19 protein-coding genes and 1 pseudogene are annotated in these 24,466 nt (G+C 71.9%); 7 read left to right on the forward strand and 13 right to left on the reverse strand.

Annotated features, from left to right (window positions below):
• Positions 1 to 286 precede the first annotated feature (286 nt).
• The 3 genes from AC3EQ1_RS03900 to AC3EQ1_RS03910 all read right to left on the reverse strand — a co-directional run bounded on the left by AC3EQ1_RS03900 (position 287) and on the right by AC3EQ1_RS03910 (position 3,185).
• Positions 287 to 649: an ATP-binding protein gene (locus AC3EQ1_RS03900; RefSeq protein WP_432092804.1), complete on the reverse strand. Its 363-nt coding sequence runs from the start codon at positions 647 to 649 to the stop codon at positions 287 to 289.
• Positions 642 to 2,444, reverse strand: coding sequence for a reverse transcriptase/maturase family protein (locus AC3EQ1_RS03905; RefSeq protein ID WP_432092805.1), 1,803 nt, complete (start codon positions 2,442 to 2,444; stop codon positions 642 to 644). The genes AC3EQ1_RS03900 and AC3EQ1_RS03905 overlap by 8 nt, the downstream gene beginning before the upstream one ends.
• Positions 2,445 to 2,966: 522 nt before the next feature.
• Positions 2,967 to 3,185: an ATP-binding protein gene (locus tag AC3EQ1_RS03910; RefSeq protein WP_432092806.1), complete on the reverse strand. Its 219-nt coding sequence runs from the start codon at positions 3,183 to 3,185 to the stop codon at positions 2,967 to 2,969.
• 240 nt (positions 3,186 to 3,425) lie between these two features.
• On the opposite strand from AC3EQ1_RS03910, the gene AC3EQ1_RS03915 reads away from it, so the two are divergent.
• Both AC3EQ1_RS03915 and AC3EQ1_RS03920 read left to right on the forward strand, forming a co-directional pair.
• Positions 3,426 to 4,292: a helix-turn-helix domain-containing protein gene (locus AC3EQ1_RS03915; RefSeq protein ID WP_432092807.1), complete on the forward strand. Its 867-nt coding sequence runs from the start codon at positions 3,426 to 3,428 to the stop codon at positions 4,290 to 4,292.
• On the forward strand, positions 4,289 to 4,510 hold the full coding sequence (locus AC3EQ1_RS03920; protein WP_432092808.1) for a DUF397 domain-containing protein: 222 nt from the start codon (positions 4,289 to 4,291) through the stop codon (positions 4,508 to 4,510). The genes AC3EQ1_RS03915 and AC3EQ1_RS03920 overlap by 4 nt, the downstream gene beginning before the upstream one ends.
• Positions 4,511 to 4,747: 237 nt before the next feature.
• Here AC3EQ1_RS03920 and AC3EQ1_RS03925 read toward each other — a convergent pair whose 3' ends face one another.
• On the reverse strand, positions 4,748 to 6,190 hold the full coding sequence (locus AC3EQ1_RS03925; RefSeq protein ID WP_432092809.1) for an FG-GAP-like repeat-containing protein: 1,443 nt from the start codon (positions 6,188 to 6,190) through the stop codon (positions 4,748 to 4,750).
• A gap of 394 nt (positions 6,191 to 6,584) precedes the next feature.
• Between AC3EQ1_RS03925 and AC3EQ1_RS03930 the strand changes: the two genes are divergently transcribed.
• Positions 6,585 to 7,343, forward strand: a complete 759-nt coding sequence (locus AC3EQ1_RS03930) for a MerR family transcriptional regulator (protein WP_432092810.1) — start codon at positions 6,585 to 6,587, stop codon at positions 7,341 to 7,343.
• Positions 7,344 to 7,524: 181 nt separating this feature from the next.
• Here AC3EQ1_RS03930 and AC3EQ1_RS03935 read toward each other — a convergent pair.
• From AC3EQ1_RS03935 to AC3EQ1_RS03945, 3 genes and pseudogenes are all read right to left on the reverse strand, one after another.
• Positions 7,525 to 7,890 (reverse strand): annotated as a pseudogene (locus AC3EQ1_RS03935) (RNA-binding S4 domain-containing protein); the annotation flags it as partial.
• 203 nt (positions 7,891 to 8,093) lie between these two features.
• On the reverse strand, positions 8,094 to 8,981 hold the full coding sequence (locus tag AC3EQ1_RS03940) for a diacylglycerol kinase (RefSeq protein WP_432092811.1): 888 nt from the start codon (positions 8,979 to 8,981) through the stop codon (positions 8,094 to 8,096).
• Positions 8,978 to 10,585, reverse strand: a complete 1,608-nt coding sequence (locus tag AC3EQ1_RS03945) for an FAD-binding oxidoreductase (RefSeq protein WP_432092812.1) — start codon at positions 10,583 to 10,585, stop codon at positions 8,978 to 8,980. The genes AC3EQ1_RS03940 and AC3EQ1_RS03945 overlap by 4 nt, the downstream gene beginning before the upstream one ends.
• A 17-nt stretch (positions 10,586 to 10,602) precedes the next feature.
• Here AC3EQ1_RS03945 and AC3EQ1_RS03950 point away from each other — a divergent pair, with 17 nt between their 5' ends.
• Both AC3EQ1_RS03950 and AC3EQ1_RS03955 read left to right on the forward strand, forming a co-directional pair.
• Complete coding sequence (locus AC3EQ1_RS03950; RefSeq protein ID WP_432092813.1) at positions 10,603 to 11,193, forward strand: TetR/AcrR family transcriptional regulator; 591 nt, start codon at positions 10,603 to 10,605, stop codon at positions 11,191 to 11,193.
• Positions 11,190 to 12,737: a glycerol-3-phosphate dehydrogenase/oxidase gene (locus tag AC3EQ1_RS03955; RefSeq protein ID WP_432092814.1), complete on the forward strand. Its 1,548-nt coding sequence runs from the start codon at positions 11,190 to 11,192 to the stop codon at positions 12,735 to 12,737. The genes AC3EQ1_RS03950 and AC3EQ1_RS03955 overlap by 4 nt, the downstream gene beginning before the upstream one ends.
• 251 nt (positions 12,738 to 12,988) lie before the next feature.
• Here AC3EQ1_RS03955 and AC3EQ1_RS03960 read toward each other — a convergent pair whose 3' ends face one another.
• The 3 genes from AC3EQ1_RS03960 to AC3EQ1_RS03970 form a co-directional block, all read right to left on the reverse strand.
• Entirely contained in the window at positions 12,989 to 14,980 is a 1,992-nt protein-coding gene (locus tag AC3EQ1_RS03960) for a SpoIIE family protein phosphatase (protein ID WP_432092815.1), read from the reverse strand.
• Between the two features lie 167 nt (positions 14,981 to 15,147).
• The gene (locus AC3EQ1_RS03965; protein WP_432092835.1) at positions 15,148 to 15,825 is read right to left on the reverse strand and encodes a class I SAM-dependent DNA methyltransferase; all 678 of its coding nucleotides are present in this window, start codon (positions 15,823 to 15,825) and stop codon (positions 15,148 to 15,150) included.
• Positions 15,826 to 16,279: 454 nt separating this feature from the next.
• Positions 16,280 to 18,157: a trypsin-like serine peptidase gene (locus AC3EQ1_RS03970; RefSeq protein WP_432092816.1), complete on the reverse strand. Its 1,878-nt coding sequence runs from the start codon at positions 18,155 to 18,157 to the stop codon at positions 16,280 to 16,282.
• A 293-nt stretch (positions 18,158 to 18,450) separates the two neighbouring features.
• Between AC3EQ1_RS03970 and AC3EQ1_RS03975 the strand changes: the two genes are divergently transcribed.
• Entirely contained in the window at positions 18,451 to 19,572 is a 1,122-nt protein-coding gene (locus AC3EQ1_RS03975) for a hypothetical protein (protein ID WP_432092817.1), read from the forward strand.
• 649 nt (positions 19,573 to 20,221) lie between these two features.
• Here AC3EQ1_RS03975 and AC3EQ1_RS03980 read toward each other — a convergent pair.
• Both AC3EQ1_RS03980 and AC3EQ1_RS03985 read right to left on the reverse strand, forming a co-directional pair.
• Entirely contained in the window at positions 20,222 to 20,869 is a 648-nt protein-coding gene (locus AC3EQ1_RS03980) for a response regulator (protein WP_432092836.1), read from the reverse strand.
• A 41-nt stretch (positions 20,870 to 20,910) separates the two neighbouring features.
• A complete protein-coding gene (locus AC3EQ1_RS03985; protein ID WP_432092818.1) occupies positions 20,911 to 22,167 on the reverse strand; it encodes a sensor histidine kinase in 1,257 nt (418 codons plus the stop codon).
• Between the two features lie 376 nt (positions 22,168 to 22,543).
• Between AC3EQ1_RS03985 and AC3EQ1_RS03990 the strand changes: the two genes are divergently transcribed.
• Positions 22,544 to 23,305 carry a DUF4232 domain-containing protein gene (locus AC3EQ1_RS03990; protein WP_432092819.1) on the forward strand — a complete coding sequence of 254 codons (762 nt, stop codon included), beginning with the start codon at positions 22,544 to 22,546 and terminating at the stop codon, positions 23,303 to 23,305.
• Positions 23,306 to 23,484: 179 nt separating this feature from the next.
• Here AC3EQ1_RS03990 and AC3EQ1_RS03995 read toward each other — a convergent pair whose 3' ends face one another.
• The gene (locus tag AC3EQ1_RS03995) at positions 23,485 to 24,423 is read right to left on the reverse strand and encodes an alpha/beta hydrolase family protein (protein WP_432092820.1); all 939 of its coding nucleotides are present in this window, start codon (positions 24,421 to 24,423) and stop codon (positions 23,485 to 23,487) included.
• Between the last annotated feature and the right edge of the window lie 43 nt (positions 24,424 to 24,466).

Here is a 24,466-nt window from a genome sequence, read left to right on the forward strand (position 1 = left end):
CGCAGATCTTGGCAGATCACCCAAAACCGTGGACACGGCAACGGCCCGCACTCTTTCATCTGCGTTGTGAAGCGCAAATGAAAGGAGACGGACCGTTGAACCTTGATGATCTCACGGAGCTCGACAGCGGGCAACGGATTCTGCTGTGGTGTGGGGAGCTGCTCGGCGAGGCCGGACGAACGGCGTGCGGGGATCTGGCTGTACCAGTTGGTGAGGCCGGTTGGTCCACCTGATCCGCAAGGTCCTCACGGTCCGGCACAGCACAGGCAGAGCGACCGAACCCCGCTCACCAGCTCATGTCCGCCCACACCACTTTGCCGAAGGGGCGCTCATCGACGCCCCATTTCGCGAGCCGGTCCACGATGAGCAGACCCCGTCCGCGCTGCCGCTCGTCGGACTCCGGCCGTAAACGAGGGTGCTTCCGCACCGGGTCGTGCACCTCGATACGCAGGCGGCCCGCGCCGACCACGACCGCCAGGGCGACGAAGTCACCGGGCTCGGTGCCGTAGCGAAGTACCGGTAGGCCACTGGCGAGGTTTCCGCTGTGCGGGTCCTTTTCCAGTGGCCCCCGGCCCGAACCCGCCGTGCACCCTTTCGATGCAGCGGGCTCTCCGGTGACTACGGCGTGTTTCTCACCCAGGTCATGCATGGATGCCTCCGTGGCAAGGCGGACAGACCACAAGTGTTCTGCGCCGCTTCTTGAGCATCAGTTGCGCCCATGCGGGCTGTTCTCCCGGGCTGCGAAGCTCCTTGAGAGAGCGAACTTGGTGCACTTGTACCTCGGTTCGTCTGCCGCAGAGTTCGCACCATCCGCGCTGGAGCCGGTCAATGAGTTGGCTGCCGCGCGGTCGGCTGCGTGGGGTGAACATGGTGGACGGAAGGTCGTCGAGGACGGCCGTCCGTTTCCGGGTGAGGGGAATGCCACCGAACCGTGCGGTCAGTGGTTTCCTGCCCTCGCGTTCGACCCTGGCTTCGAAGCACCTGCGTGGTCCTTGGGGTGTCTTGACGGTCCTCTTGTAGCGATTGGCCATCGTGGTCACCCTCGACCGGTGCTTGGCGGCCAGGGTTTTGAGCATGGAGGTCAGCATGACCCCCTTGAGCCGGTCGAGTTTCCAGACGTCGCCGGCCAGCAGGTAATACTGAACGATGCCCCGGTACTGGGCCCCGTAGAGACTGATGATGTCGAAGGGTGTGCATCCAGTCAGGGGGTCCAGGTGCGCGGGTTTGCCGCGCTTGAGGAAGGGAGCACATTTGGCTTTGATCACATCCTTGGGCACGCGCAGTGAGATCTTCCCGTTGATGGAACGCAGACCGCGGTTCACACGGCCGCCCCGGGAGACCTTCGCGTTGGCGTGCTGGACGGTGATCTCATAGCCGAGGAACCGTGCCGCCTGTGTGCGGCCGTGGGTGATCAGGGTCTTGTCCTGGTTCAGTTCCAGCTTGAGGTCATCACGCAAGAACGAGGTCAGGCGCTCTTTGATCGCCTCGGCTTCGGCCTTGGGTCCGATGAACCCGAGGAGGTGATCGTCCGCGTAGCGGATGTAGCGCAGTCGCCGGTAGCCGGGATCATGAGTATCGCCAGCAGGGAGGCGACGCAACTCCTTGCGCCATTGGCGAACTTGAGCGGACTCGGTGAGCTCCTTTCGTTTTGCGAGTCGCTGCCGGGCGGCCCAGATCTTGTTCTCCAGCTCCTTATACGCCGGATTCTTTCTCCGGGTTGCCCCTCGGGTGTATTCCGGGATGAGAACTGTCTCGATGAAGCTGTCCAGTCGGTCCATGTAAATGTTGGACAGTAGAGGGGAGATAACTCCTCCCTGCGGGGTCCCCGACAGGGTGGCGTGCCATCTCCAGTCCTCCAGGTATCCGGCCTTGAGCATCTGTTGGATGAGGCGTAGGAACCTGTTGTCGTGGATCTTCTCCGACAGGATTTCGACCACGAGCTCATGGTCGATGGATCCGAAGCAGTCGGAGATGTCTCCCTCGATGAACCAGGTCGTCCCGGTCCAGTTGTGTGCCACTTCGGACAATGCCGTGTGACAGCCCCGGGCGGGACGGAAACCGTGAGAACGGCCGGAGAACCGTGGTTCGTGATACGCCTCCAAAAGGAGGCGGATCACCTCACCGACGAGTTTGTCCGACCAGGACGGCAATCCGAGCGGACGCGTCTTCCCGTTGGATTTCGGAATGTGAACCCGTCGCACGGGGCCGAAGCGGTAGCGCTCGTGGCGCATGGCCTCGATGATGCGCCCAATCTTCGCTTCGGACATGCCGTCTGCGGTCTCCCCGCAGGCCCCGGGAGTCATCGCGCCCTGGTTGGCATAGATGCGCCCGTAGGCCAGCAGATACAGATTCGGATTGAACAGCTGTCGATACAGCTCATCACACGGCAGGTTGCGCCTGCCGCGTTCACGCAGGACATCAAGTACCGTTTCGGCGTTCTGCATTACGCATACCTCCCAGCCTTGCGATGTCCGATCACCTGGCCCCCTTCGCCCTGTAGACGGCTTTCCCGTCCTCCTTGGCAGGTCGCTACTTCTGCGACTACTACGGGGCCTCCGTCACCTTGGGGCTCGCGCCCTTTAGGTGATCCCATGTTCGTCTCTGTTGTACGTATCTAGCGCGACGTAGGCGCCCCACTCATCTCCTTGAATTCCCTCATTGGGAATCGTTCCGCTACCCGAAGGGTGCGATGGACACGCAATTACTCCACCGCAGGGCGCGGCGCCGGTGTCAGGCGTAGTTTCCGGCGGATGCGACACATTTCATCCTCTGGAGATTGAGGTTCAGGCAGTTCAGCTTTCGCCATATCACGCGGGCCCCTCAGTGCATCGCTCCTACGCTTGGACACGATCGCTGATTTCCTGACATGCTACGGTCCCCTTCCTCTTTCGAGTCCAGGTAAGTCATCAGGCCCAGGAACCTCCCTTCAATTCCTCCCGGTTCAACCGGGGATACAACAGAGCGCCTCATGGCGCACCGGCGTTGGTCACCAGTTCGGAGACCACGAGCTGCACATCCCGGACGAACTCCGGGTCGACGCCGGGCAGGTCGCGCTCCATGACCTCACGGGCATAGCTGCGCGCCTGCCCGACCGTCCCGGGTTCGCTCGGAAAGACAGCCTGCGGCGACGGATCCGATGCGGGTGAGCAGCCGGCTGCCCTGTCCGGACCTTGCTGCATGGTCATCACGCAGATCCCCTCATGGGAAGTGCTGCACCGACGCAGGGGTCACCACACCGGAACGGCACGAGCTACATCTTCGCGTCACAGCGTGCTCCGGCATCTGCATGCATCGCAGCAAATCTCACGAAAGAGTGAGAATTTACGGGCCGATGCGAGAGGTGCCATGGGCGTGCGCCGTCGCAGATGACACCGGCCGAGCGCACACGGCAGACTGTCCGTCAGGATTCGAGAGCGGAGGGCAACGTGAGCGCACCGACCGTGCGTCGGCGCAGACTCGGCACCAAGCTCCGCGCCTTACGCGACGGGCGCGGACTGACACTGGAGGACGTGGCGGAGAAGTCCGCTTCCACCGAACGTCCCCTCACCATCGCCAAGCTGTCGCGCCTGGAAACCGCCCGGAGCGCGGCCAAGCCCGACGACATCGGCCATCTGCTCGACCTGTACGAGGTCACCGACGACGAGTTGCGGACGGCCCTGCTCGCGCTCACCCGTGAGGGTGGGCAACGTGGCTGGTGGCAGTCGTATCGCGGCGTTCTCTCGCCGGTCTATGAAGATCTGATCAGCCTCGAGGCCGAAGCGACTTCTGTATGCACGTGGCAGATGGGCGCAATTCCGGGGCTGCTTCACACAGCTGAGTACGCGCGAGAGATCATCACAGCCACTGCCATGTCAGCCGCTGTCGAAGCTCAGGTTGACGCGCTCGTGGAGGTCCGCCTGGCCCGACAGGCAGTACTCACACGCGAACAGCCGATCGACCTCTGGGCGATCATCGCTGAGGGTGCACTTCACGCGAAGAGCGTGGGTGAGGGAGTCATGCGCGAACAGCTGTCGCGGTTGCTCTCGCTCAGCCGTCGGCCCAACGTCAACATCCAAGTTCTGCCGACACGGACTCCTCCCCATGTGGGGCAGATCGGGTCCTACTCGGTCCTCGGCTTCGAGGGACACGCTGACCTCGATGTCGCCCACACGGAAAGCTTGACCTCGACCTTGTACGTCGAGAATCCGGAGCAGGTGGGCATCTACCGGGCGGCTTTCGAGCGGTTGCGCGCCGCCGCACTGCCGGTGGAGGCATCCACCGAACGCATCACAGAGATAAGGGATCAAGCATGAGCCACATGGAGAACGCGTCGACGCTTGCCGTTGCGTGGTGGAAGTCATCACGGTCCGATACCGGAGCGCAGTGCGTCGAGTTCGGCATCGTCGATCACGACACAGTCGCCGTCCGCGACAGCAAGGACCCCTTTGGCCCCGCCTTGTTGCTGAGCCGCGAGCAGGTGGCCGGCCTCGTGGCGGCGGTGCGCGAGGGCCGGTTCGGCCACGGTCTGTAGAAGTACGGGAACGGCACACGCGGGTCCGCCCCCGGCCCATCGGAGGGGGCGGACTCGCGTGTGCCGGGCGACGACGACTCATGGGTACCGAGTGTCCCCACCGTGGGCCTGTTCGGCAGATGCATCGGACTGGGCCTCCGCCAACTTGAAGTCGCGATCGCCCCGCCCCAAGCCGGCAACAAAGAGCCCGCCAGCCGACAGGCGCGTGATCTGCCGAACAGGCCCCAGCGTGCGGCCCTAGTTCGCCGGGTTCGTCAGCTCCGTGCCGAAGCGGCCCTTCGTCGCCGGGGAACCCAGGTCACCCGGGTTGATGAGTGACGAGCCCTTGGCGCTCAGCCCGTCGGTGCCCGCGTACAGCAGGGCCGCCGCGCCGGCGCCCTCGGTGCGGTTCGGGATGCCCACGGCCAGGTCCGCCTTGCCGTCACCGTTGTAATCGGCCGGCGAGACGGACGTACCGAACTTGTCGTTGCCCTCCATGGAGCCGGGGACGCCCTCGGTGTCGAGCGAGAAGGTCTGCGCCCCCTCGTCGGTCAGCCAGTTCTCGGTGCCCTTGAGCACGTTGATGGCACCGGCGTCGTTGTAGCCCCCGGGCGCCTCGGCGCCGGTGTTGCCGACCACCAGGTCGTCGTGGCCGTCGCCGTCGAAGTCGGCGAGCCGGATGGCCTCGCCCTCCTGCGCCTCGCCCTTCCAGTCCACCGGCTTGTCGGTGTCGAGCCCGTCGGCGGTGCCGGGGTAGGTGCGCAGCTTCTGATCTTGCGGACCGTCCGAGAAGCCGGTGTCCGTGACGACATCGTCCTTCCCGTCGCCGTTGATGTCGCCGACCACAGGGCGGTACTGCGCGAACGGCAGTGGGACGTCCTTGCCCAGCCGCGTGCCCTTCAGGCCCCCGGATGAGCCGGGCAGAACGCCGAGCGTGCCCTCGTCGGAGGGTGAGTCCTCGGAGGCGACGGTGACGAGATCGGTGTAGCCGTCCCCGTTGATGTCGCCGGATGCCAGGTGTTCGACGCTGACGCCGCCGCCGGGCGGGGTGATGCCGGTCATCTTCGGGGTCGCGGTCTGCCGCAGGTTCTTCGCGCCCTTGACGAGCTGTACCTTCGCGCCGTCGGAGATGGCGATGTCGCTGAGGCCGTCCTTGTTGTGGTCGCCCACGGCCATCTCGTCGCCGAAGTGCGCGTTGGCGGCGGCCCTTGGCGCGTGGAAGGCGATGGCGTCGCCGGACAGGCCGCTCTTGGAGCCGAAGACGATCGTGACGGAACCGGCCTGCGTAGTGCTGCCGATGGCCTCGTTGTTGGCGGCGACGATCAGGTCGGCGTAACCGTCCCCGTCCACGTCGCCACGTACCACGGTCGAGCCGAAGCCGTCCTTGGCCTCCGGGGTACCGGGCACACCCTCGCTGGCCTGCGTCAGCGTGCTGTGCCGCCTGGTGTCGACGCCCCCCTTGGCGCCGTAGGTCACGCCCACGTAGCCCGCCTTGGACTTCCCGGAGACGGTACCCTCGGGCGCTCCCACGCCGAGGTCGGCGTGGCCGTCGCCGTCGAGGTCGCCCTGGGTGCTCTTGCTCCGCTCGGCGGCACGCGTGGAGGGCTGGTCCTGGCCCCGCCCGTTGCCGTCCGTCGGCGCTGCCATGGCGCCGCCGGCCGCGGCCGCTGCTAAGGCAGCGCCCAGAGCGCCTGCCACCATGCTCCTGGTTCGGTTGCGCACAAATCCTCCAACGAGTAACACGTCGATCGCCCCTCGGATCCGTCCCCCTGAGCTGTGGGCCCGGTGAACGGAAGGGGTTGCAGATATAGACGGAAACAAAAGCGGGACGGTTGCAGACTGAACAGAAAATGACTCGCCCCAACACATTCGCGCAGCGCACGGCAACTCCGTTCCGGGGCACCGCCACTTTGGGGAGTGGATCGTTCGTCAGAAGCCGTGCGACGACGTCGGGACGACATCGGTACGGACGCAGCGACGGCAATGCGCTGAAGTCCTGGGCGCCGGGGCTTGAAGCTGCCGCAGCGGAAGCTCCTACCGTCCTGACCAGGGCCGGAAAGACCGGCCCGGTGAAGCACTCGTGAGGGAGGCGGCAATGGCCTGGCCGACTGCGGAGGTCGCCCGGATGTCGGGCGTGACGGCTCGGACACTGCGGCACTACGACGAGATCGGTCTGCTGCCGCCCGCCTGGATCGGTACCAACGGCCACCGCTACTACGAGGAAGGCGAGTTGCTGCGGTTGCAGCAGATCCTCGTATTGCGGGCGCTGGGCCTGGGGCTGCCCGAGATCGGCAAGGTTCTGGCCTCGCAGGTCGACGAGGTGGAGGCCCTGCGGGGCCACCACGGTCGCCTGCTTGCCGAGCGCGATCGGCTCGACGCCCTGGCCGGCACCGTCGCCCGCACGATCACCGAACTGGAGCATTCCAGGAGGGACGGCAGACCCATGACCATCAACCGACCGGAGAACCTCTTCGAGGGGATCCAGCCCGCCCAGTACCAGGAGACCCTGCAGGACTTCCCGGAGCAGGCCGAGGCGATCGACCGGCACACCGCGACGATGAGCGACGCCCGGATCGAGGCCGGACAGCGCGAGCGCACGGCCCAGATGATCCGGCTGGCCGAGCTGATGGCGGCAGGCACCCCGGCCGACGCCGAACCCGTGCAGGCCGAGGTCGACGCCCAGTACCGGGCGCTCACCGAGCTCCGCGCCGTATCCGCCGAGGAGTACCGCGCGCTGGGGCGTGCCTGCGTGGACAACGAGCCGTGGCGCGCGGCCTACGAGTCGATCGCGCCGGGCTTGGCCGCCTACCAGAGGGACGCCATCGAGGCGTACGCCACGACCCGGCTGAGCTGAGCCGGAACGGGGCCGCCGCCACGGGAGCCGCCGCCACGGGAAAAGCCCGCAGCGGCGGCCCTGCGGTGTGCACGGGCCGGAGCGTCCGCAGCGCCCCACCCCCGCGGTGTCGGGAAATGTCGGTCGGCCCGGGGAGTTGAAGCGAGCGTGGTGGCATGGGAACACGCCCCGGCGTTCCGCCCTACCGTGACGAGCGCCCCCGCAGCCGGTCCAGTTCGCGGCGTTCGCGGTTGGTCAGGCGGCCGGCGTCGCGGCGGCGGTCGCCGGTCGGGCCGACGCCGGTGTCGGCCGGCGGCGGCGGGCTGTGATCCACATAGCATTCCACCGCGACGGGAGGGCCGACCCGCTTGTTCACCAGGCGGGAGACGACGACGATGCGCTCGCGTCCGGCGATGCGCAGCCGCACCTGGTCGCCGTTGCGCACCGGGTGGGCCGGCTTGACCCGCTCACCGTTGATCCGCACATGACCGGCCCGGCACGCCGAGGCCGCCAGCGACCGGGTCTTGGTCAGCCGGACCGACCAGATCCAGCTGTCGATCCGTACCGTCGCCTGGTCTGCACTCATGCCCACGACGGTACGGCAGGAGGCCGACGGACGTCCTGGTTCCGGGCGGCCATCACACCTGCTGTCGCCCCACGAGCTGCCCCACTCCTGAGCGCGAGGAACGTTCTACCGGGGGCCCGGCCACCCCTGACGCGCCCGGCCCCCGGGGCTCGTGATCACACGCGGCACCCGTCACCCCCGCACGATCACCGCACCCTCGGCCCCATGACCTCCACCGCCCCCGGCACGCACTCCGCCCGGAGCGGCAGGTCGCCGACGAGCTCGCCGTCGGCGTAGCCGAGGACCCCGGGGGAGTCGATCTCCACGGTCCGGCCGGTGTAGGTCCGGACCCGGGGGTGGCTGGTGTGCGTGCCCTTGTACACACGGGGGAAGACCCGGACGAGTCGGCTGCGGCCGACCGCCTCGACCACGGTCACCGTCAGACGGCCGTCGGACAGGGACGCGCCGGGGCACATCAGCATGCCGCCGCCGTAGGACGGGCCGTTGCCGACGGCGACCAGGGTCGCGTCGGTCTGCACCTCGCGGCCGTCGACGCGGAGGGTGAACGGCAGCGGGCGCAGCCGGGCCAGTTCGGCGACGATCGCCAGGTTGTAGCGGGCCCGGCCGCGCGGCCAGGTCATGCTGTTGGCCCGGTGGGTGACCAGGGAGTCGAAGCCGGAGGTCAGCACCGTGCCGAACCACCGGTCGCCGCAGCGGCCGAGGTCGACGCTCCGGCGGACGCCGTGGGTGATGAGACGCGCCGCTGCCGCCGGGTCGTCGCGCGGGACGCCGAGGGTGCGCGCGAAGTCGTTGCCGGTGCCGGCCGGGACGACCGCCAGGGCGGTGCCGGTGCCGGCGACCGCCTGGAGGCCGATGCTGACCATGCCGTCGCCGCCGACCACGGCCAGCACCTCGGCACCGGACGCCACGGACTCCGCCGCCCGGGCCCGGGTCTCGACGGTGTCCCGGCCGGTGACGGTCCCGGCCTGCCAGCCGGCGGTGCCGAGGAGCCGTACGGTCTGTTCGGCGACGCGCCGGGCGGTGCCCCGCCCGGCGGCCGGGTTGAACAGGACGGCGGCGCGTGGGCCGGTCATGACACCGTGGGGATGAGCTTGCCCGGGTTGAGCACGCCGACGGGGTCGACCGCGCTCTTGACCGCCGCCAGCACCTCGACGCCGAGCTGCCCGATCTCGTCCTCCATCCACGGGCGGTGGTCGCTGCCGACCGCGTGGTGGTGGCTGATCGTGGCGCCGTTGGCGGCGATGACGTCGCCGGCGGCCTGCTTGGCGGCGCGCCACCGGGCCTCCGGAGCCTCCCCGGCGGCCGCGGCGACGCTGAAGTACAGGCTCGCGCCGGACGGGTAGGCGTGGGAGAGGTGGCAGAAGACCACCGGGTCCGGCCCGTCGTGGCCGAGGCTTTCGGTGAGGGCCCGGGTCACCTGCTCCCGGAGCTTGGCGAGCCGGGACCAGGACGCGGCGGTCTCCAGGGTCTCGGTGAGGATGCCGATGTCCAGCAGGGCGTCCCGCATGTAGGGGCCGGAGAAGCGGGACCGGCGCCAGGCGGTGGCGGTCTCGGAGTCCAGGGCGGTGGCGCCGCGCTCCCGCAGCAGGCCGCCCACCACGGCGCGGCGCTCGGCGACCTGCTCGGCGGTGCCCTCGTAGCTGACGACCGCGAGGCAGCCGGGGGGCGCCTCGGCGCCGGCGACGGCGGCGTTGACGAAGGTCTCGGTCTCGTCCGAGATGCGCATCGCGGTGGGCAGCGCGCCGGTCTGGGCGAGCTGCCGTACGGCGGCGACGCCGGTGGCGAAGTCGGGGAAGGACCAGGCCTCGTCAGCACGTTCCGCCGGGAGCTTCCGGACGCGGACGGTGACTTCGGTGATGACGCCGAGCACGCCCTCGGAGCCGAGGAAGAGCTGCCGGAGGTCCGGTCCGGCGGCGGAGGCCGGGGCGCGGCCGAGGTCGAGGGTGCCCTTGGGGGTGGCCACGCGGAGGCCGACGACCATGTCGTCGAAGCGGCCGTAGCCGGCGGAGGCCTGGCCGGAGGAGCGGGTGGCGGCGTAGCCGCCGATGGTGGCGTACTCGAAGCTCTGCGGGAAGTGGCCGAGGGTGAGGCCGTGGGCGCCGAGGAGTTCCTCGGCCTCGGGGGTGCGCAGCCCCGCTTCCAGGGTGGCGGTGCCCGACTCCTCGTCGAGCCGGACGAGCCGGTCCAGCCGCCGGAGGTCCACGCTGACCACGGCGTCGAACGTGCCGCGCAGCGGCTCCACTCCGCCGACCACGCTGGTGCCGCCGCCGAAGGGAACGACGGCGATCCGGTGCCAGGCGCAGGCGGCGAGCAGTTCCTCGACCTCCTGGTGGGTGCCCGGGCACACCACGGCGTCGGGGGCGGTGGAGACGTCGCCCGCCCGGCGGCGCAGCAGGTCGGGGGTGCTCTTGCCGCCGGTGTGCCGGATGCGGGACGCCGGGTCGGTGAGCACCTGGTCGGCGCCGACGACGGCGGTCAGGGCGGCGAGCACCGGTTCGGGCAGCGCGCTGGGCGGGAGGGTCAGATCGCTCTCGGCGACCGGGGCGGGCGCGGTGGCCGAGACGCCCAGGGCCTGACCGATCAACTGGCGTACGGAGTCGTTCAGCGTGCGGGCCTGCCCGGGGTCGCCCCAGGCGTTCCAGGCCATCTCACCGACGCGGTGGTGGGGACGAGTCATGCAGTACAGTGTTACACATGACGTCAATGCGTAAAAGAGAGGACGCCATCCTCGATGCGGCCCGGCAGTGCATCGAGGCCTACGGAGTGCGCCGCACCACGCTCACCGATGTCGCCCGCCGCGCCGGCGTCAGCCGCCCGACGGTGTACCGGCACTGGCCCGACATCTCCTCGCTAGTCGGTGATCTGCTCACCCGCGAGCTGCGGGCGGTCATCGCGGCGTGCACTCCCCCCTCCCCCGACGCCCGGGCCCGGGAGCGGCTGACCGGCCAGTGCACCGGCACCGTCGAAGCGCTCTGGGGGCACCCGCTGTTCAACCGTTTCGTGGAGACCGAGACGGATGTGCTGGCGACGTACGTGTTCCACCGGCTCGGCTCCAGTCAGCTCGCGGCGCTGGAGCTGCTCCGCGCGGAGATCGAGGCCGGGCAGGCCGACGGCTCCGTACGAGAGGGCGACGCCGACGAGTTCGCCCGGTTCGTGCTTCTGACCGTCCAGTCCGTCACCACCTCCCGGCGCCTGGTCGAGGACACCCTGTCCGACGACCGGCTGCTCGCCGGGCTGCGGCGGCTCCTGGACGGATACCTGCAACCGCTGGAGGCCTCGCGATGACCCGCAGCCCCGCCCACAGCCCCGCCGACCGTCCCGGCTCGCTCAACGCGGCGCGGCGGGCGCGGTCCCTGGACCTGCTCGGCGACCGGCCCACCGTCGACGTACTGGTCGTCGGCGGGGGTGTCACCGGCACCGGGATCGCGCTGGACGCCGCGTCCCGGGGCCTGAGCGTGGTCCTCGCCGAGAAGCACGACCTGGCGTTCGGCACCAGCCGCTGGAGCTCGAAGCTGGTCCACGGCGGACTGCGCTATCTGGCCACCGGCGATGTCGGCATCGCCTACGAGAGCGCCCGCGAGCGCGGCCTGCTGATGAGCCGCACCGCCCCGCACCTGGTCCGCGCCCTGCCCATGGTGCTCCCGGTCCACCGGGACACCGGCCGGCTCCGGGCGGCGACCACCCGCACCGGCTTCCTGCTCGGCGACGCGCTGCGCCTGTCGGCCGGCGCCGGGGCGCGGAACCTGCCCGCCTCCCGCAGCATCTCCGCGGCGCTCACCCTGGCGCTCGCGCCCGCCCTGCGCCCGGCCGGGCTGCGCGGCGGACAGCTCTCCTACGACGGTCAACTCACCGACGACGCACGGCTGGTGGTGGCCCTCGCCCGCACGGCCGCCGCGCACGGCGCGCACGTCCTCACCCGGTGCGGCGCGGTGGAGCTCGACGGGCGGGCCGCCGTCCTGCGGGACGAACTCTCCGGGGAGAAGCTGGAGATACGGGCCCGCTGCGTGATCAACGCCACCGGCGTCTGGGCCGACACCCTCGCCCCGGGCGTACGGCTGCGGCCCAGCCGCGGCACCCATGTGGTGCTCCCCGCGTCGGCGCTCGGCCACCCGACGGCCGCGCTGACCGTGCCCGTCCCCGGCGAGTCCAACCGCTTCGTCTTCGCCCTGCCGCAGTCCGACGGCCGGGTCTACGCGGGCCTCACCGACGAGCCGCTCGACACCCCGGTGCCCGACGTTCCCGAAGCCCCCGGCGAGGACATCGACTTCCTGCTGGGCGTGCTCTCCCGGGCGCTTGCGACGCCGCTGCGCCGCGAGCAGGTCATCGGCGCGTTCGCGGGACTGCGCCCGCTGCTGGACTCCGGCGGCGGCCGCAGCGCCGACCTGTCCCGCCGGCACGCCGTCCTCACCGCGCCCTCCGGGGTCATCACCGCGGTGGGCGGGAAGCTCACCACCTACCGGGCGATGGCCGAGGACGCCGTCGACGCGGGCATGGCGCAGGCCGGCCTCGCGGCGGGCCCGTGCCGGACCCAGGCCCTGCCGCTGATCGGCGCCGCCTCCCCCGGCCGGCTGGCCGCGTCGTCCGCACCGGCGCGCCTGGTCGCCCGGTACGGCAGCGAGGCGGAGGCCGTCCTCGCCGACGCGGCGGACGACCCCGCGCTGCTGGAGCCCGTCGCCGCGGGCGTCACCGGGGCCGAACTCCGGTGGGCCGTCCGGCACGAGGGGGCGCTGGACGAGAGCGACGTCCTGGACCGCCGCACCCGGATCGGCCTGGTGTCCGAGGACCGCGAGCGGGCGCTGCCGGCGGCCCGGGCGGCCCTGGAGGCCTGAGGCCTGGAACCACGGAGGGGCGGGTCCGGCGGCTTGGTGGGGCCGCGGGGCCCGGCCCGTACATGGGGACGGGACGGGCCGAAGGAACCGAACCACCTTCTGCAATCATGGACGTGACGGTGCGTCAGGAGTGATCGGGCTTCGCTCCGGGGTCGGGCGGGACATGCTTGGACGTCCCGTCCGAGCACAGGGCCACGACCGGCCCGGAGCAGTCACGGGAGCCGCCGGTCAAGGGAGTTGGCCCGGACCCGTCACGCCGCCTCCGAGCCGCCCCTGCGTTGCTCCTCGGGGATGGGCTGTTCGAACCAGACGACTTTGCCGGTGCTGAGCCGGGTCGCTCCCCAGCGCCGCGCCAGCTGGTCGACGAGGAACAGGCCGCGCCCGCCCTCGTCCCCCGCCAGGGCCCGCCGCATCCGGGGGACCTGCGGGGAGTCGTCGCCCACTTCGCAGCGGAGCACATCGGTGCGGAGCAGGCGCAGGGCGATCGGCCGGGAGGCGTACCGGACGGCGTTCGTCACCACTTCGCTGACCATCAGCTCGGTGGTGTCCAGCATGGATTCCAGGCCCCAGCGCTCCAGCACCCGCCGGGTCAGCTCCCGTGCGCGGCCGGGGGTCCGCGCGTGCGGGCCGAGGAACCAGTACGCGACGTTGAGCGGCGGGAAGCCGTCGAACCGGGCGGCGAGCAGGGCCACGTCGTCGTCCCGCGCCCCGGGTCCCGTGATGTCCAGGACCTCGTCGCAGAGCGATTCCAGCGGGGGCTGCGGGACGGCCTGGGCGGCGGCGTGCAGCCGGGCGCGCAGCAGTTCCACCCCGGTCGACACATCCCGTTCCCGGGACTCGACGAGGCCGTCGGTGTAGAGCACCAGGGTCGCGCCGGTGGGGGCGGGCATCTCCACCGACTCGAAGGGCACACCGCCGACGCCGATCGGCGCGCCCGGCGGCACCTGGAGCACCTCGCCGGTGCCGTCCGGGTGCAGCAGCACCGGCGGCGGATGGCCGGCGTCGGCCACGAGCAGCCGGTGCGAGATGGGGTCGTAGATCGCGTAGAGACAGGTCGCCATGTGCTCGGTGCCGAGCCGCTGTGCCTGCTCGTCGAGGTGGTGCAGGACCTCGTCCGGCGGCAGGTCGAGCCCGGCGAGGGTCTGCACGGTGGTGCGCAGCTGGCCCATGATCGCGGCGGAGGTCATGGAGTGGCCCATGACGTCCCCGACGACGAGGGCGACCCGGTTGCCGGGCAGCGGGATCGCGTCGTACCAGTCGCCGCCGACCTGCGCGGTCTCCGCGGCGGGCAGGTAGCGGCTGGCCAGTCGGACGCCGGTGGTGCTGGGGAGGGACGAGGGCAGCATGGTGAGCTGGAGCGCGTCCGCGACGGAGGCCTCGCGCCCGTAGACCACCGCCTTGTCGACCCCGAACGCCGAGTGGGCGGCGAGCTGGGAGGCGACGAGCAGATCGTCCTCGGTGAAGGCCGCCCGGTCGGGGACGCGGAGCAGGACGACGGTGCCCATGAGGTGGCGGGGGCCGAGCAGCGGGGCGACGATCAGCCGCCGGTCCAGCGGTGTCTCCGGCACGCTCGTCACCGGTTCCAGCAGGTCGGCGGCGGTGGACCGGAGCTCCGGGGCGTCGCCGAACACCGCCTGGCCGTCCAGCAGCGTCCCGGCGAGCGGGTCGGTGACGGTGAGGCCGGAGAACCCGGAGGTGCCGGGACGTACGTCGGTGACCGGCTCCTCCGGCCCTTCGGCGATGCAGTACAGCCGCAGTGCGAGCGGGGTTCCCGCGGGCGCATCGCCGACGGGCAGCGGCTCGCGGAGGTGGACGAGGATCGCGTCGGCGAAGACGGGGATCGCGGCCCGGCACAGCTCGCACAGCGTCTCGCCCACGTCGACGCCGCGGGCGATCTGCCGGGTCGCGGTCTGCAGGTAGCGGAGGCGGTCGGTCTGCTGTGCAGCGGCGGGCTCCGCCGGGTCCGGCAGATGAGCGGCCACGGGAGCCCCGGTGGCCGGTGCCGGGGGCAGCGCCTCGTCGCCCGGGACCACGGCGGCCCGTCGCCCCCGGCCGGGCTGCTCGCTGTCCGCACGGCCGTCCGGCGCGAGCGGCCGGGGCTGCGGTGGGGACGGGGACCGGGACGGTTGTTCGTGGGTGCCGGGGGGCGCTGCCGTACCGCTCCCCCGCCCCGGGGCGCCGACAGGTCCGTCGGCTCCGGGGCCCGGTCCGCCGGGTGCTTCGTGGGGGGTCGGGGGCTCCATCACTCGCGTCGTTCCGCTACTGGTTGTCTGTTACCGGTTGTCCGCTACTGGTTCTCCGCTTGGGGAGTCGTTCCGCATTTCGTGTGGTCGCGCTGTTCCGCTGTTCGTCGCGTTGTTCGTTGTCGTTCCGTCCGGCTGCTGCGGACCGCGGCGGGGCGGAGGCCCTCTCAGCCGAGCCGCTTGCAGGTGAGGAAGATCTGCTCCTCGGGCGGCACGTCCGAGACGGAGGGGGCATAGGTGTAGGAGGTTTCGTCGACGATCTCGAATGCCGCCTCCTCGACGACCGTGCGCAGGTCGTCCCGGAGATAGCCGGACACGCGGATGACGTGCCCGAGGAACGGGATCGAGAAGTTGTCCACATCGGCCTCCACCATCGAGAGGACGAACAGTCCGTCCGGGACCAGCACGTGGTGGACCGTGTCCAGGGCCAGGGGGATCTCGGCCCTGGGCAGCATCAGCAGGGAGAAGAACGCCGCGACGGCATCGAACCGGCCCAGGTCCCGCGGGCCGTCGGGGCTCAGGTCGGCGATGTCGAGCTGGTGGAAGGTGGCGGCGGGCACGTGCTGCCGGGCGAGCCCGACCATCCCGCCGGCGAGGTCGATGCCGACGACGTCGAACCCGGCGTCGGTCAGCTGCCGGGCCGTCGGCAGCCCGGTGCCGCAGCCGAGATCCAGCACCCGGGCCCCGGCGGGCAGGGACCGGATCAGCCACTCGACGGCGGCGACCTGTCCGTCCTTGTGCGGGAAGGCCTCGTCGTAGCGGTCGCCGATGGCATCGAAGGCCTCGGCCTGTCCCGCCCGGTCGAGCCGCAGGCCACCGCTGTCCGTCTCGTCGAACTCGTCGATCCCGTCGATCCCGTCGATCCCGTCGATCACGAATGCGTCCCTCCCGGACTGGCTGGCGCATCACTCCCATGATGCACCTCATACCGGGCGGCCCGTGGCGTCCGGCCCGCCTTCCCGACGCGGCGCGACAACGCCCCGACGGGGCACGATGACCGTCCGGGGTGCGCGCTCGCGCTGGGTCACCGGCGCCGGGCCGGAGGGCGGACGGAGCCTTCGGCAGGGCCGGGCGCGGCACACCCGGGGGTGCGCGACGGGGTCCGCGACGGGCGTCGCGATGGGACCCGGGACGGGGGCTGGGACGGGGGCTGCCACAGGGGCCCGGGACGCCGGGCATGTCCGACGAGCCCCCGCGGCACCCGCAGCAGCCCGTCGGACAACGGAGGATACGGATGAGCCGGCCCCGGAGCGCGCTCCTCCGTCGCTCAGGGACCGGCCGTTCCGCCGGACCGCCGGATCAGGCCGCCGGGTGGGGCACCAGGACGAGGTCCCGGCTGCCGCCGCTCTCCCCCGCGTCCGGGTGGAGCGTGAGAGCGCCGTCGGACCACCGGATGAGGATGTCGTCCGGCCGGTGGTTGCCGGTGTAGTCACCGGCGGCGAGCACGGTGGCCTGCTTCCACGGTTCGCCCGGGGCCCTGAGCTGCTTCTCCCCGTGGAATCCGTCCTGGTCGAGGTCCGGGTAGAGGGTCAGCTCCCCGTCGGTCCAGCGCACCATCAGGTCGTGCTGTCCGGTGCCGGTGAAGTCGCCGGAGGTGAGCGTCGCGGCGTTCTTCCAGGTACCGCTGGGCGGCGAGAGCTTCTTCTCTTCGTGGAACCCCTGACGGTCGACGTCGGTGAAGAGCGTGACGGTGCCGTCGGACCAGCGGACGAGGAGGTCGTTCGCCCGGTCGTCGGTCGTGGTATAGCGCCCGGCGGTGATCGAGGCGGCGTGCTTCCAGCGGGCGCCCGGCTTCTGCAGCTGGACCTCTCCGTGGAGGCCCTTCTCGTCCACGTCCGGGTACAGCGTCACCTCACCGTCGACCCAGCGGACCAGCAGGTCGTCGTCCCGGCCGGTCCCGGTGAAGTCGCCCGCCGTCACGGAAACGGCGTTCTTCCAGGTGCCGTTGGGGCCGAGGACCCGGAACTCCTTGTCGAAGGTGCCGGCGCCGTCGCCGGATCCGCGGTAGATGCTCAGCTCGCCGTCGGACCAGCGCACCAGGAGGTCGGCGTAGTCCTCGCCGCCCGGGTTGCCGCCGGCGAAGTGCCCGCCGGCCAGCACGTCGGCGTGCTTCCAGGTCCCGGCCGTCCCCAGCACTCCGCGCCCGGCCGGCGGCTTGCCCGCCACCGCGGCCTCGTAGAGCGCCCTGGCATCCGCGTCCAGGTAGGAGCCGTAGGAGACGTCCGCCTTGTCGCCCCCGGTCTTCCAGCCGCCGATGACGCCGATGAGGCCCCAGCCCTCGCCCTTCCGGACCAGGAACGGGCCGCCGGACGTGCCGCCGCTGTACCCGTCGCACTCGATCCGGAGGAAGCTGCCGGGGATCTTGGGATCGGTACTGTCGTACCGCGTCGTCCGGTCCCAACAGTCCAGCGGGCCGGTGCGGTTGGCGGGATAGCCGGTCAGCCGGACCGGGTCGTGGGCGTAACCCGGGTCGGTCATCAGGTCGACGCTGCCGACGACGTCCTGCACGTTCTTCCCGGCCCGCGGCTCCAGCCGGAGGAAGGCGAAGTCCAGGTCGGCCGCCTTGTCCGGCCCCTTCGACAGGTACCGCTTGTCGACGTAGATCCGTCCGGGGTCGACCGCGAACGCGCCGTGCGGCTTGGCCCCGTTGTTGTACTGGGGCACGAACGTCAGGTTCCTCCGCGCCTCCTTGCCGTCGAAGCAGTGACCGGCGCTCATGACCAGGTTCTTGCCCGGGCTGGTCACGACACTGCCGCTGCAGAAGCGCCCGGTGTCCGTGCCGTCCTGCCAGAAGAAGGTGCCGGTCATCGGCAGCCCCTCGAAGGGCTTGCCCGGCGACCGGGCGGCCCGCTGCCCGCCGGCTTTCGAAGTCCGCGCGGGTGCCGCCCCGTTGAGCTGCCGGTCCTCCGCCACGGGCCGGGCAGCGCGCATGCGGGCCGACGTCCAGTAGGCATCGGCGTGCGCCGAGGCGCGGGCGTCGGGGAGCGCCGAGGCGGGAGCGTCGGGGTGCGCGGAGGCGCGGGCGTCGGCACCGGCAGGGGCCGGTACGGGAACCGGCGGGGCCGGGGCCGGTACGGGAACGGGCGGTTCGGCCGGTTCGGCCTGCGCCGGGGTCAGCGGCAGCAGGGCCAGCGCGGCACCCCCCGCAAGAGCGCCGAATGTTCTGCGCACATGCATGGTCTGGTTTCCCCCCACAGAGGAGAGCCACGTCAGTGGATGACGTGCCCTCGTCGAAGCGAACCATGATCGTACGACACAATCGGACAAGCATGCGAATAAGGTGATGGACCGCCGCCACCCCTGCCCGACCGGCCCTTTCTGGCGGTATGCACCCAGCCCGTCACCGTGCGTTCGCCCGCCTTGCCGGGCGTTTTGTCGCCTTTACCCTGGCAAGAGGGGAGAGCCGGCCAGCGGAGCCGGCGCCCGGAAGCGAGCGCCGCGAGCGGGCCACAACGCCGGAGGACGGCAGGATGGGCGAGGACGCCGAGGGCACGGACGAGAGCTACGAGGACCTCCCGGAGACCGAGGAGGAGCCGGACGTGCTGCTCGACGTCCCGGTGGTCAAGGTCGACGAGATCGAGCTGGAGGTGGAGAACCTCACCGCCCGGGTCTCGCTCCAGGCCGAAGTGCTCGATCTGCTGAAGCTCCATGTCGGCGCGGATGTAGCGCTCGGCCGCGTTCACCTCGGCATCAAGGGCGTGGAGGCGCAGGCGCTGCTGAAGGTCCGGCTCGGTCATGTCGCGGGGATCATCGACCGGGTGCTGCAGACGATCGATCAGCACCCGGAGATCCTGGAGCAGATCACGCGCGGGGTGGGCTCCGCGGTCCAGGAGGTCGGCACGGGCACGAGCAGAGCCGTGGGCGAACTCGGCCGCGGTGCGGGGGAAGCCGTCGAGGACGTCGGACGGGGAGCGGGCGAAGCGGTCGAGGACGTGGGGCAGGGCGCGGGCGAGGCCGTCGAAGGCGTCGGCCGGGGCGCCGGAGAAGCCGTCGAGGGCATCGGGCGGGGAGCGGGCGAAGCGGTCGAGGGCGTGGGACGCGGAGCGGGCGAGGCCGTGGAGGGCGTCGGCCGGGGCGCCGGAGAAGCCGTCGAGGACGTGGGGCAGGGAACGGGCGAAGCGGTCGAGGACGTGGGACGCGGCGCCGGGGACACCGTGCAGGACGTCGGCCGGGGCGCCGGGGAGACGGCCGGAGCGGTCGGACGCGGCGCGGGCGGAGCGGCGGGCCGGACGGTGGAAAAGGCCGGTGACCGGGCCACCGGGGCGGCGAGCCGGACGGCGAACGCCACCCGCACGAAGAAGGCGGCCGACAGCAAGAAGGCCACCGAAACCAAGAAGAAGGCCGGCGCCAAGAAGACGGCCGGAGGTAAGAGCGAGTCCGGCGCCCGGAAGGCTGCGGCCAAGAAGACGGCCGGGACCGCGGGCACGAAGAAGTCCGGCGGAGCCGCCCGGTCGGAGCGCAAGAAGAGCCGGCGGGCCCCTTCGGCGGCGGCGGAACCGGACGACTCCGGCCGGCGCACCACCCGGACGACCCGCGGCAAGGCCGAGCGCCGCACGAGCCGCAAGCGGGAGCGCGAGGAGGAGCAGGAGTAGTGGCAGGCGCAGCGGGAGTAGTCACCGGAGCATGAGGAGCGGGAGTAGTCGCAAGAGCAGGAGTAGTCGCAAGAGGCAGGAGCAACTGGTGCACATTGCGCAGGCTCAGGAACGGGAGCGGGAATCGTGAACGGCCGTGCCCGCACAGCCGGTTCGGACCCGGACACCTGGGATCTCGCGCTGCTCGCCTCGGTCCGGGCCCGTCGGCTGCGGTTCGGCGCGGTGCCGGATGTCGAGGTGCGCTTCCACGGCAGCCCGGGCCGGGCATCGGTGTCGCGGAGCGTGCGCTCCCGTCTGCCGGACCGCGTCGGGACCGCGGTGGACTATCGCGACCTGCGGATCGACTCCGTCGTGGCGTCCCGGCTCGCCGACGACTCCGCGGAGGAGTCGCCTCGACGGCCGCCCCGGGCGGCCCGACGGACCCCGCAACCGCCACCGCCACTGCCCCCGCGGCCGGCGCGACGCCCTGCCCGTCCTCCCCGTCCGGCCCCGCCTGCGCCGCCGCCGGTGCGACGTACCGGACACCGGTCATAGGGCGCGTTTGGTGATGTGCCGTCCCACGTCCCCTGCGCGGACGCCACCAAGCCACCGCCCGGCACTGCCGCTACCGAAGAAGGGCCAGGTCAGGCGGCGTTTTCCGACTGGAGTACTAGCCGACGAGGCCCGACTCCCACGCCCACGCGGCGATCTCGACGCGGTTGCGGGCGTCCAGCTTGCGCTGCACGTTGCCCAGGTGTGTCTTCACCGTCGACAGGGTGACGTACAGCTCCGCCGCGACCTCCTCGTTCGTCCGCCCGCGCGCCACGCGCCGTACGACCTGCAACTCCCGATCCGTCAGCGGATCGACGGGCCCGCTCACGGGCGGGGGAACCGGCGCGGTGGCCTTCGCGGGCGCGGAGGCGGCGGGCGGCGTCATGTGGCGGAGGAGGCGCACCGTGACCGACGGGGAGATCATCGACTCGCCGTGCGCCGCCGCGCGCACGGCCTCGGCGAGCAGGGCGGGGGAGCCGTCCTTCAGCAGGAACCCGCAGGCCCCGTTGCGCAGCGCCCGGTAGACGTACTCGTCGAGGTCGAAGGTGGTGGCGATCAGCACGTTCAGCGGGTGCCGTGCCCCGGGACCGGCGAGCCGCCGGGTGGCCTCCAGACCGTCCAGCTCCGGCATGCGGATGTCGAGAAGACAGACGTCGGGGCGCAGGCGGCGCGCCTCGGCCACCGCCGTCGCGCCGTCGGCGGCCTCCGCGACGACCTCGATGTCGGGCTGGGCGTCGAGGATCATCCGGAAGGCCGCCCTGACCATCTCCTGGTCGTCCGCGAGCAGCACGCGGATCGTCTTCCCCTTCACGGTTTCCATGATTCCAGAGGCAGTTCGGCCGCGACCCGCCATCCCGTCGTGCCGTCCTCGCGCGGGCCCGCCGTGAAGGTTCCGCCCAGCGCCCCGACGCGCTCGGCCAGCCCCGTCAGCCCGAAGCCCGACCGGCCGGACGCCCCGCTGCCGTCCGCCGTCGCTGCCTTCCCGGCGGCCCGCGCCGCCCCCGCCGCCGTGGCGTGGGCCGGCGCGCGGCCGTCGTCCGTGACGGTCACGGTGAGCGTCCCGGCGGGCGACGGCCGTACGTCCACGGTCACCCACCGCACCCCCTCGCCGTGCTTGCGGATGTTGGTCAGCGCCTCCCGCACCACCCGGTGTGCGGCCGTGGTCAGTTCGGGACGGAGCCCGTACCCCGCGCCCGTCAGCTCGGGGGCGAGGGACACCTCGGCGGTGGCCGGGCCCGCGGCGGTGAACTCCTCGGTGAGGCCGCGCAGTTCCCCGTCCAGGTCTCCGGCCGGGCGTGCGGCGGCCGGGCCCTCACCGGGCGCGCGGAGCACCGAGACCATGTCGCGCATCGACTCGATCGCCTGGGACCCCGCGCGCTCGATACCCGCCAGCATCCGGTCGAGGTCGTCGGGTGCGGGCGCGTGACCCAGCGCTGAGGCGTACCGCACCGCCTTGGTCTGCGCGACCATCGCCGTGACGTGGTGCGCCACGAAGTCGTGCAGCTCCCGCGCGTACTCCAGCCGCTGCGCCTGCCGGTCCGCCTCGCGCTCGCGGGCGCGTACGGTGTCGAGCAGCCGCAGAAGGAGGCCGAGCAGGACCGCAAGCACCAGCGAGAAGAAGATCACGGCTTCGCCGAACTCGGTCAGGTTGACGTACTCCGCGCGCGGCAGCCGCAGCGGCAGCAGCCCGGCGGCCAGTCCGCCCGCGGCCGACAGGGCCGCCGCGGACGCCGGGCGTGCCGTCCGTACGGCACGGGCCACGAGCAGCAGCAGCGCCGTCAGCTCCGCCGCCCCCGGCGTGACCTCCGGCCGGTGGGTGAGCTGCATGGTGACGACGGACAGCGCGCCGGACGCCGCCACGGCGACGGCTGCAGTCATCGGGAAGCGGCCGACCGGGACGACGAGCGCCCCCACGCACAGGGCCCCCGTGACGAAGGTCGCGACGGCCGTGGGCACATACCCCGTGGCCGCCCCCTCGGCGACGAGCAGGGCGAACACCAGGACGGCCGCCACGGCCGACAGCGCCCGGCGGAGAGGAGAGCTGGGGGGAAGAGCGGGGATCACGCTGTCTCACGTTACGGCCACGCCGCCGCCCCGCCGCCCGCCACCTCCGACTTTCGGCCGATACGGGGCCGCCGACGGGCCGTCCGGGTCGGCTGGACGGCTGATCCGGAACGGGGGCGCCGCGCCGCAGGATTGAGGCGTCCACCGCCCGTCCCACGTCCCCCTTCGCGCTGCCCGCCCTCGCCGTCGTGTCCGCCACCGGCTCGCGGCGGTCCGGCGCCTCGGCGGGCCCTGCGCCGAACGGTGACATGCCTTGCACAGAACGTCGTGAACAAGCCTCGGTCACCCGCGATCGCAGTGTGGCCGAGATTGCCGACCTACCACGAGTCCGGCCGGGCGCCTGCGGGAGTGGGCGGCCGGGCCGTATCCGACACCCATGGGGGACCTTGTGAAGACAGCTCGCCGTACCCGCCCGTTCCGTACCACCGGCCTCGTGGCCGTGGCCGCCGCCGCCGCGCTCTCGCTGACCGCCTGTCAGGGCGATGGCGGCAAGGACGACGCGGGCAGCTCTTCGTCGTCGTCCGCGGCCGCGTCGTCGAAGGGCTCCGGGGCGGATGGCTCGGCTCCGGCAGGCTCCGGGGCGAAGGCCCCCGAGACGAAGGACTCCGGACGGAACGGCTCGGGCCCGACGGGCGGCAAGTCCGGTGACGGCGGCAGCAAGTCCGGTGACAACGGCAGTGGGTCCGTCGCGCGCGGCAGCGGGGGCGGTGACAAGGACGGCTACGGGCAGGTCTGCGGCGCCAACGACCTGTCCTGGACCGCCACGTCGAAGACCCAGGCCGGTGGCTACACCCTCCTCTCGGTGAAGGCCAAGCCGGGCATCACCTGCACGCTTCCGGGTCATCATCCGGTGGTGGCGTTCGGGTCCGACGGCACCGAGGCGGGACCGGCCGAGCAGGCGCTCACCGAGCAGGTGAAGCTGAGCGGCGGCACCGTCGCCTATGCCGGGGTGAACCCCAAGACCACCGACAACGACTACGGCAAGGAACTCGACAGCATCATCGTCAAGGTGTCCGGGGACGACCAGGCCGACCCGGTCAGCCTGTCCACCGGCAGCATGACGGTCGACAGGCCGGTCGTCACCAACTGGCACACGTCGCTGCAGGAAGCCGTCCCCGGTGACCTGGGGACCAGCTGACACGACGTGCGTGGCGGGCGGGTTCGGATTCGGGTTCGGCGGACCACATCACAGGCCGCGAGCCCGTAGCCCGGGCCGGACCCGGGGGCCGTGGGGGGCTCCGGGTCCGGCCGAAGGCCCACGCGCCGGAAGGGCGGCCCGGGGTCCGGCACGCAACACGCCGGACCCCGGGCCCGGTGTCACGCCGGGCCCGGCCCGAAGCCCTGCCCCTCCCCCTGCCCCAGCAGCCCGGCCGCCCGCAGGAGCACCGACGCGGTGAGCAGACCGCCCCTGATCGCGTGCCCGGCCCGTGCGGGGACGCAGCGGTCCTGCGCCGGGTCGTACTCGGCCATGACGACGCCCGCGTGGTCGGTGGCCGCTTCCTCCCGGCGGACGGGCCAACCGCGCGCCTCCAGGGCCGCGGCGAAGGCGTCCGTGTGCTCGCTCCCCATGACCGTGTCCCGTGTGCCGTGCACGAGCCACACCGGGACGGGCGGTACCGGGACGCGCGACACCGGCACGGGCGGCACCAGCACCGGCGACTCCGGCACGGGCGGCACCGGCCCGGGCGAGCCCTCCGTGGCGGTGATGTCCTCCAGCGGGACGGTGCCGGTGGTGCGGGCCGGGCGGTCGTAGCGGGAGCCGATGCCGACGACGGCCGTGGGGCGCGGGCCGTCGGCCGTTCCGGGGTGCAGGGCGACGCCCATGGCGGCCGGGGCGCCCGCCGACCAGCCCGCCAGCACGAACCGTTCGGTGCCGCCGCCGTGGCCGGTGGCGAAGTCCCGGGCGAAGGCCAGGGAGTCCAGCAGGTGGGAGCGCCCGCCGTCGGGGGCGTCGGAACGCCAGTCGGGGACGCACACCCGCAGCCCCGCCCGTGCCACGGTGGCGGCCAGCGGCCCGAGGACGTCGCGCTCGTCCGGTCCGATGCCGTGCCAGAGCAGTGCGGTGGGGCCAGGGTCCGGCGCTCCGGGGCCGGGGCGGTAGACGTCGACCGCCTTGCCCCCTGCGGTACGGGCGAGCGTGCGCCGCACCCCGAAGTCGGGGGCTCCGGGGACGCGTTGCGCCTCGGCGGCGTCCTGGCGGACACCCTGGTCCGGGGTCCTGGCCTCCCCACGAGGCGTTCCGGCGTCCGGTGTCACAGCGCGGCGCTCCTGCTCCTGTCCGGCCGCGGTCCGCCGGTTC

This window comes from Streptomyces sp. bgisy100 (genome assembly GCF_057709105.1).

Bases quoted from the DNA above. Each gene is read 5' to 3' on its own strand.
- AC3EQ1_RS03975 (WP_432092817.1), top strand. From the start codon at position 18,451: ATGGGCGAGGACGCCGAGGGCACGGACGAGAGCTACGAGGACCTCCCG.
- AC3EQ1_RS03930 (WP_432092810.1), top strand. From the start codon at position 6,585: ATGGCCTGGCCGACTGCGGAGGTCGCCCGGATGTCGGGCGTGACGGCT.
- AC3EQ1_RS03920 (WP_432092808.1), top strand. From the start codon at position 4,289: ATGAGCCACATGGAGAACGCGTCGACGCTTGCCGTTGCGTGGTGGAAG.
- AC3EQ1_RS03990 (WP_432092819.1), top strand. From the start codon at position 22,544: ATGGGGGACCTTGTGAAGACAGCTCGCCGTACCCGCCCGTTCCGTACC.
- AC3EQ1_RS03960 (WP_432092815.1), bottom strand. From the start codon at position 14,980: ATGGAGCCCCCGACCCCCCACGAAGCACCCGGCGGACCGGGCCCCGGA.
- AC3EQ1_RS03925 (WP_432092809.1), bottom strand. From the start codon at position 6,190: ATGGTGGCAGGCGCTCTGGGCGCTGCCTTAGCAGCGGCCGCGGCCGGC.
- AC3EQ1_RS03950 (WP_432092813.1), top strand. From the start codon at position 10,603: ATGACGTCAATGCGTAAAAGAGAGGACGCCATCCTCGATGCGGCCCGG.
- AC3EQ1_RS03910 (WP_432092806.1), bottom strand. From the start codon at position 3,185: ATGACCATGCAGCAAGGTCCGGACAGGGCAGCCGGCTGCTCACCCGCA.
- AC3EQ1_RS03955 (WP_432092814.1), top strand. From the start codon at position 11,190: ATGACCCGCAGCCCCGCCCACAGCCCCGCCGACCGTCCCGGCTCGCTC.
- AC3EQ1_RS03945 (WP_432092812.1), bottom strand. From the start codon at position 10,585: ATGACTCGTCCCCACCACCGCGTCGGTGAGATGGCCTGGAACGCCTGG.
- AC3EQ1_RS03940 (WP_432092811.1), bottom strand. From the start codon at position 8,981: ATGACCGGCCCACGCGCCGCCGTCCTGTTCAACCCGGCCGCCGGGCGG.
- AC3EQ1_RS03905 (WP_432092805.1), bottom strand. From the start codon at position 2,444: ATGCAGAACGCCGAAACGGTACTTGATGTCCTGCGTGAACGCGGCAGG.
- AC3EQ1_RS03970 (WP_432092816.1), bottom strand. From the start codon at position 18,157: ATGCATGTGCGCAGAACATTCGGCGCTCTTGCGGGGGGTGCCGCGCTG.
- AC3EQ1_RS03900 (WP_432092804.1), bottom strand. From the start codon at position 649: ATGCATGACCTGGGTGAGAAACACGCCGTAGTCACCGGAGAGCCCGCT.
- AC3EQ1_RS03980 (WP_432092836.1), bottom strand. From the start codon at position 20,869: ATGGTCAGGGCGGCCTTCCGGATGATCCTCGACGCCCAGCCCGACATC.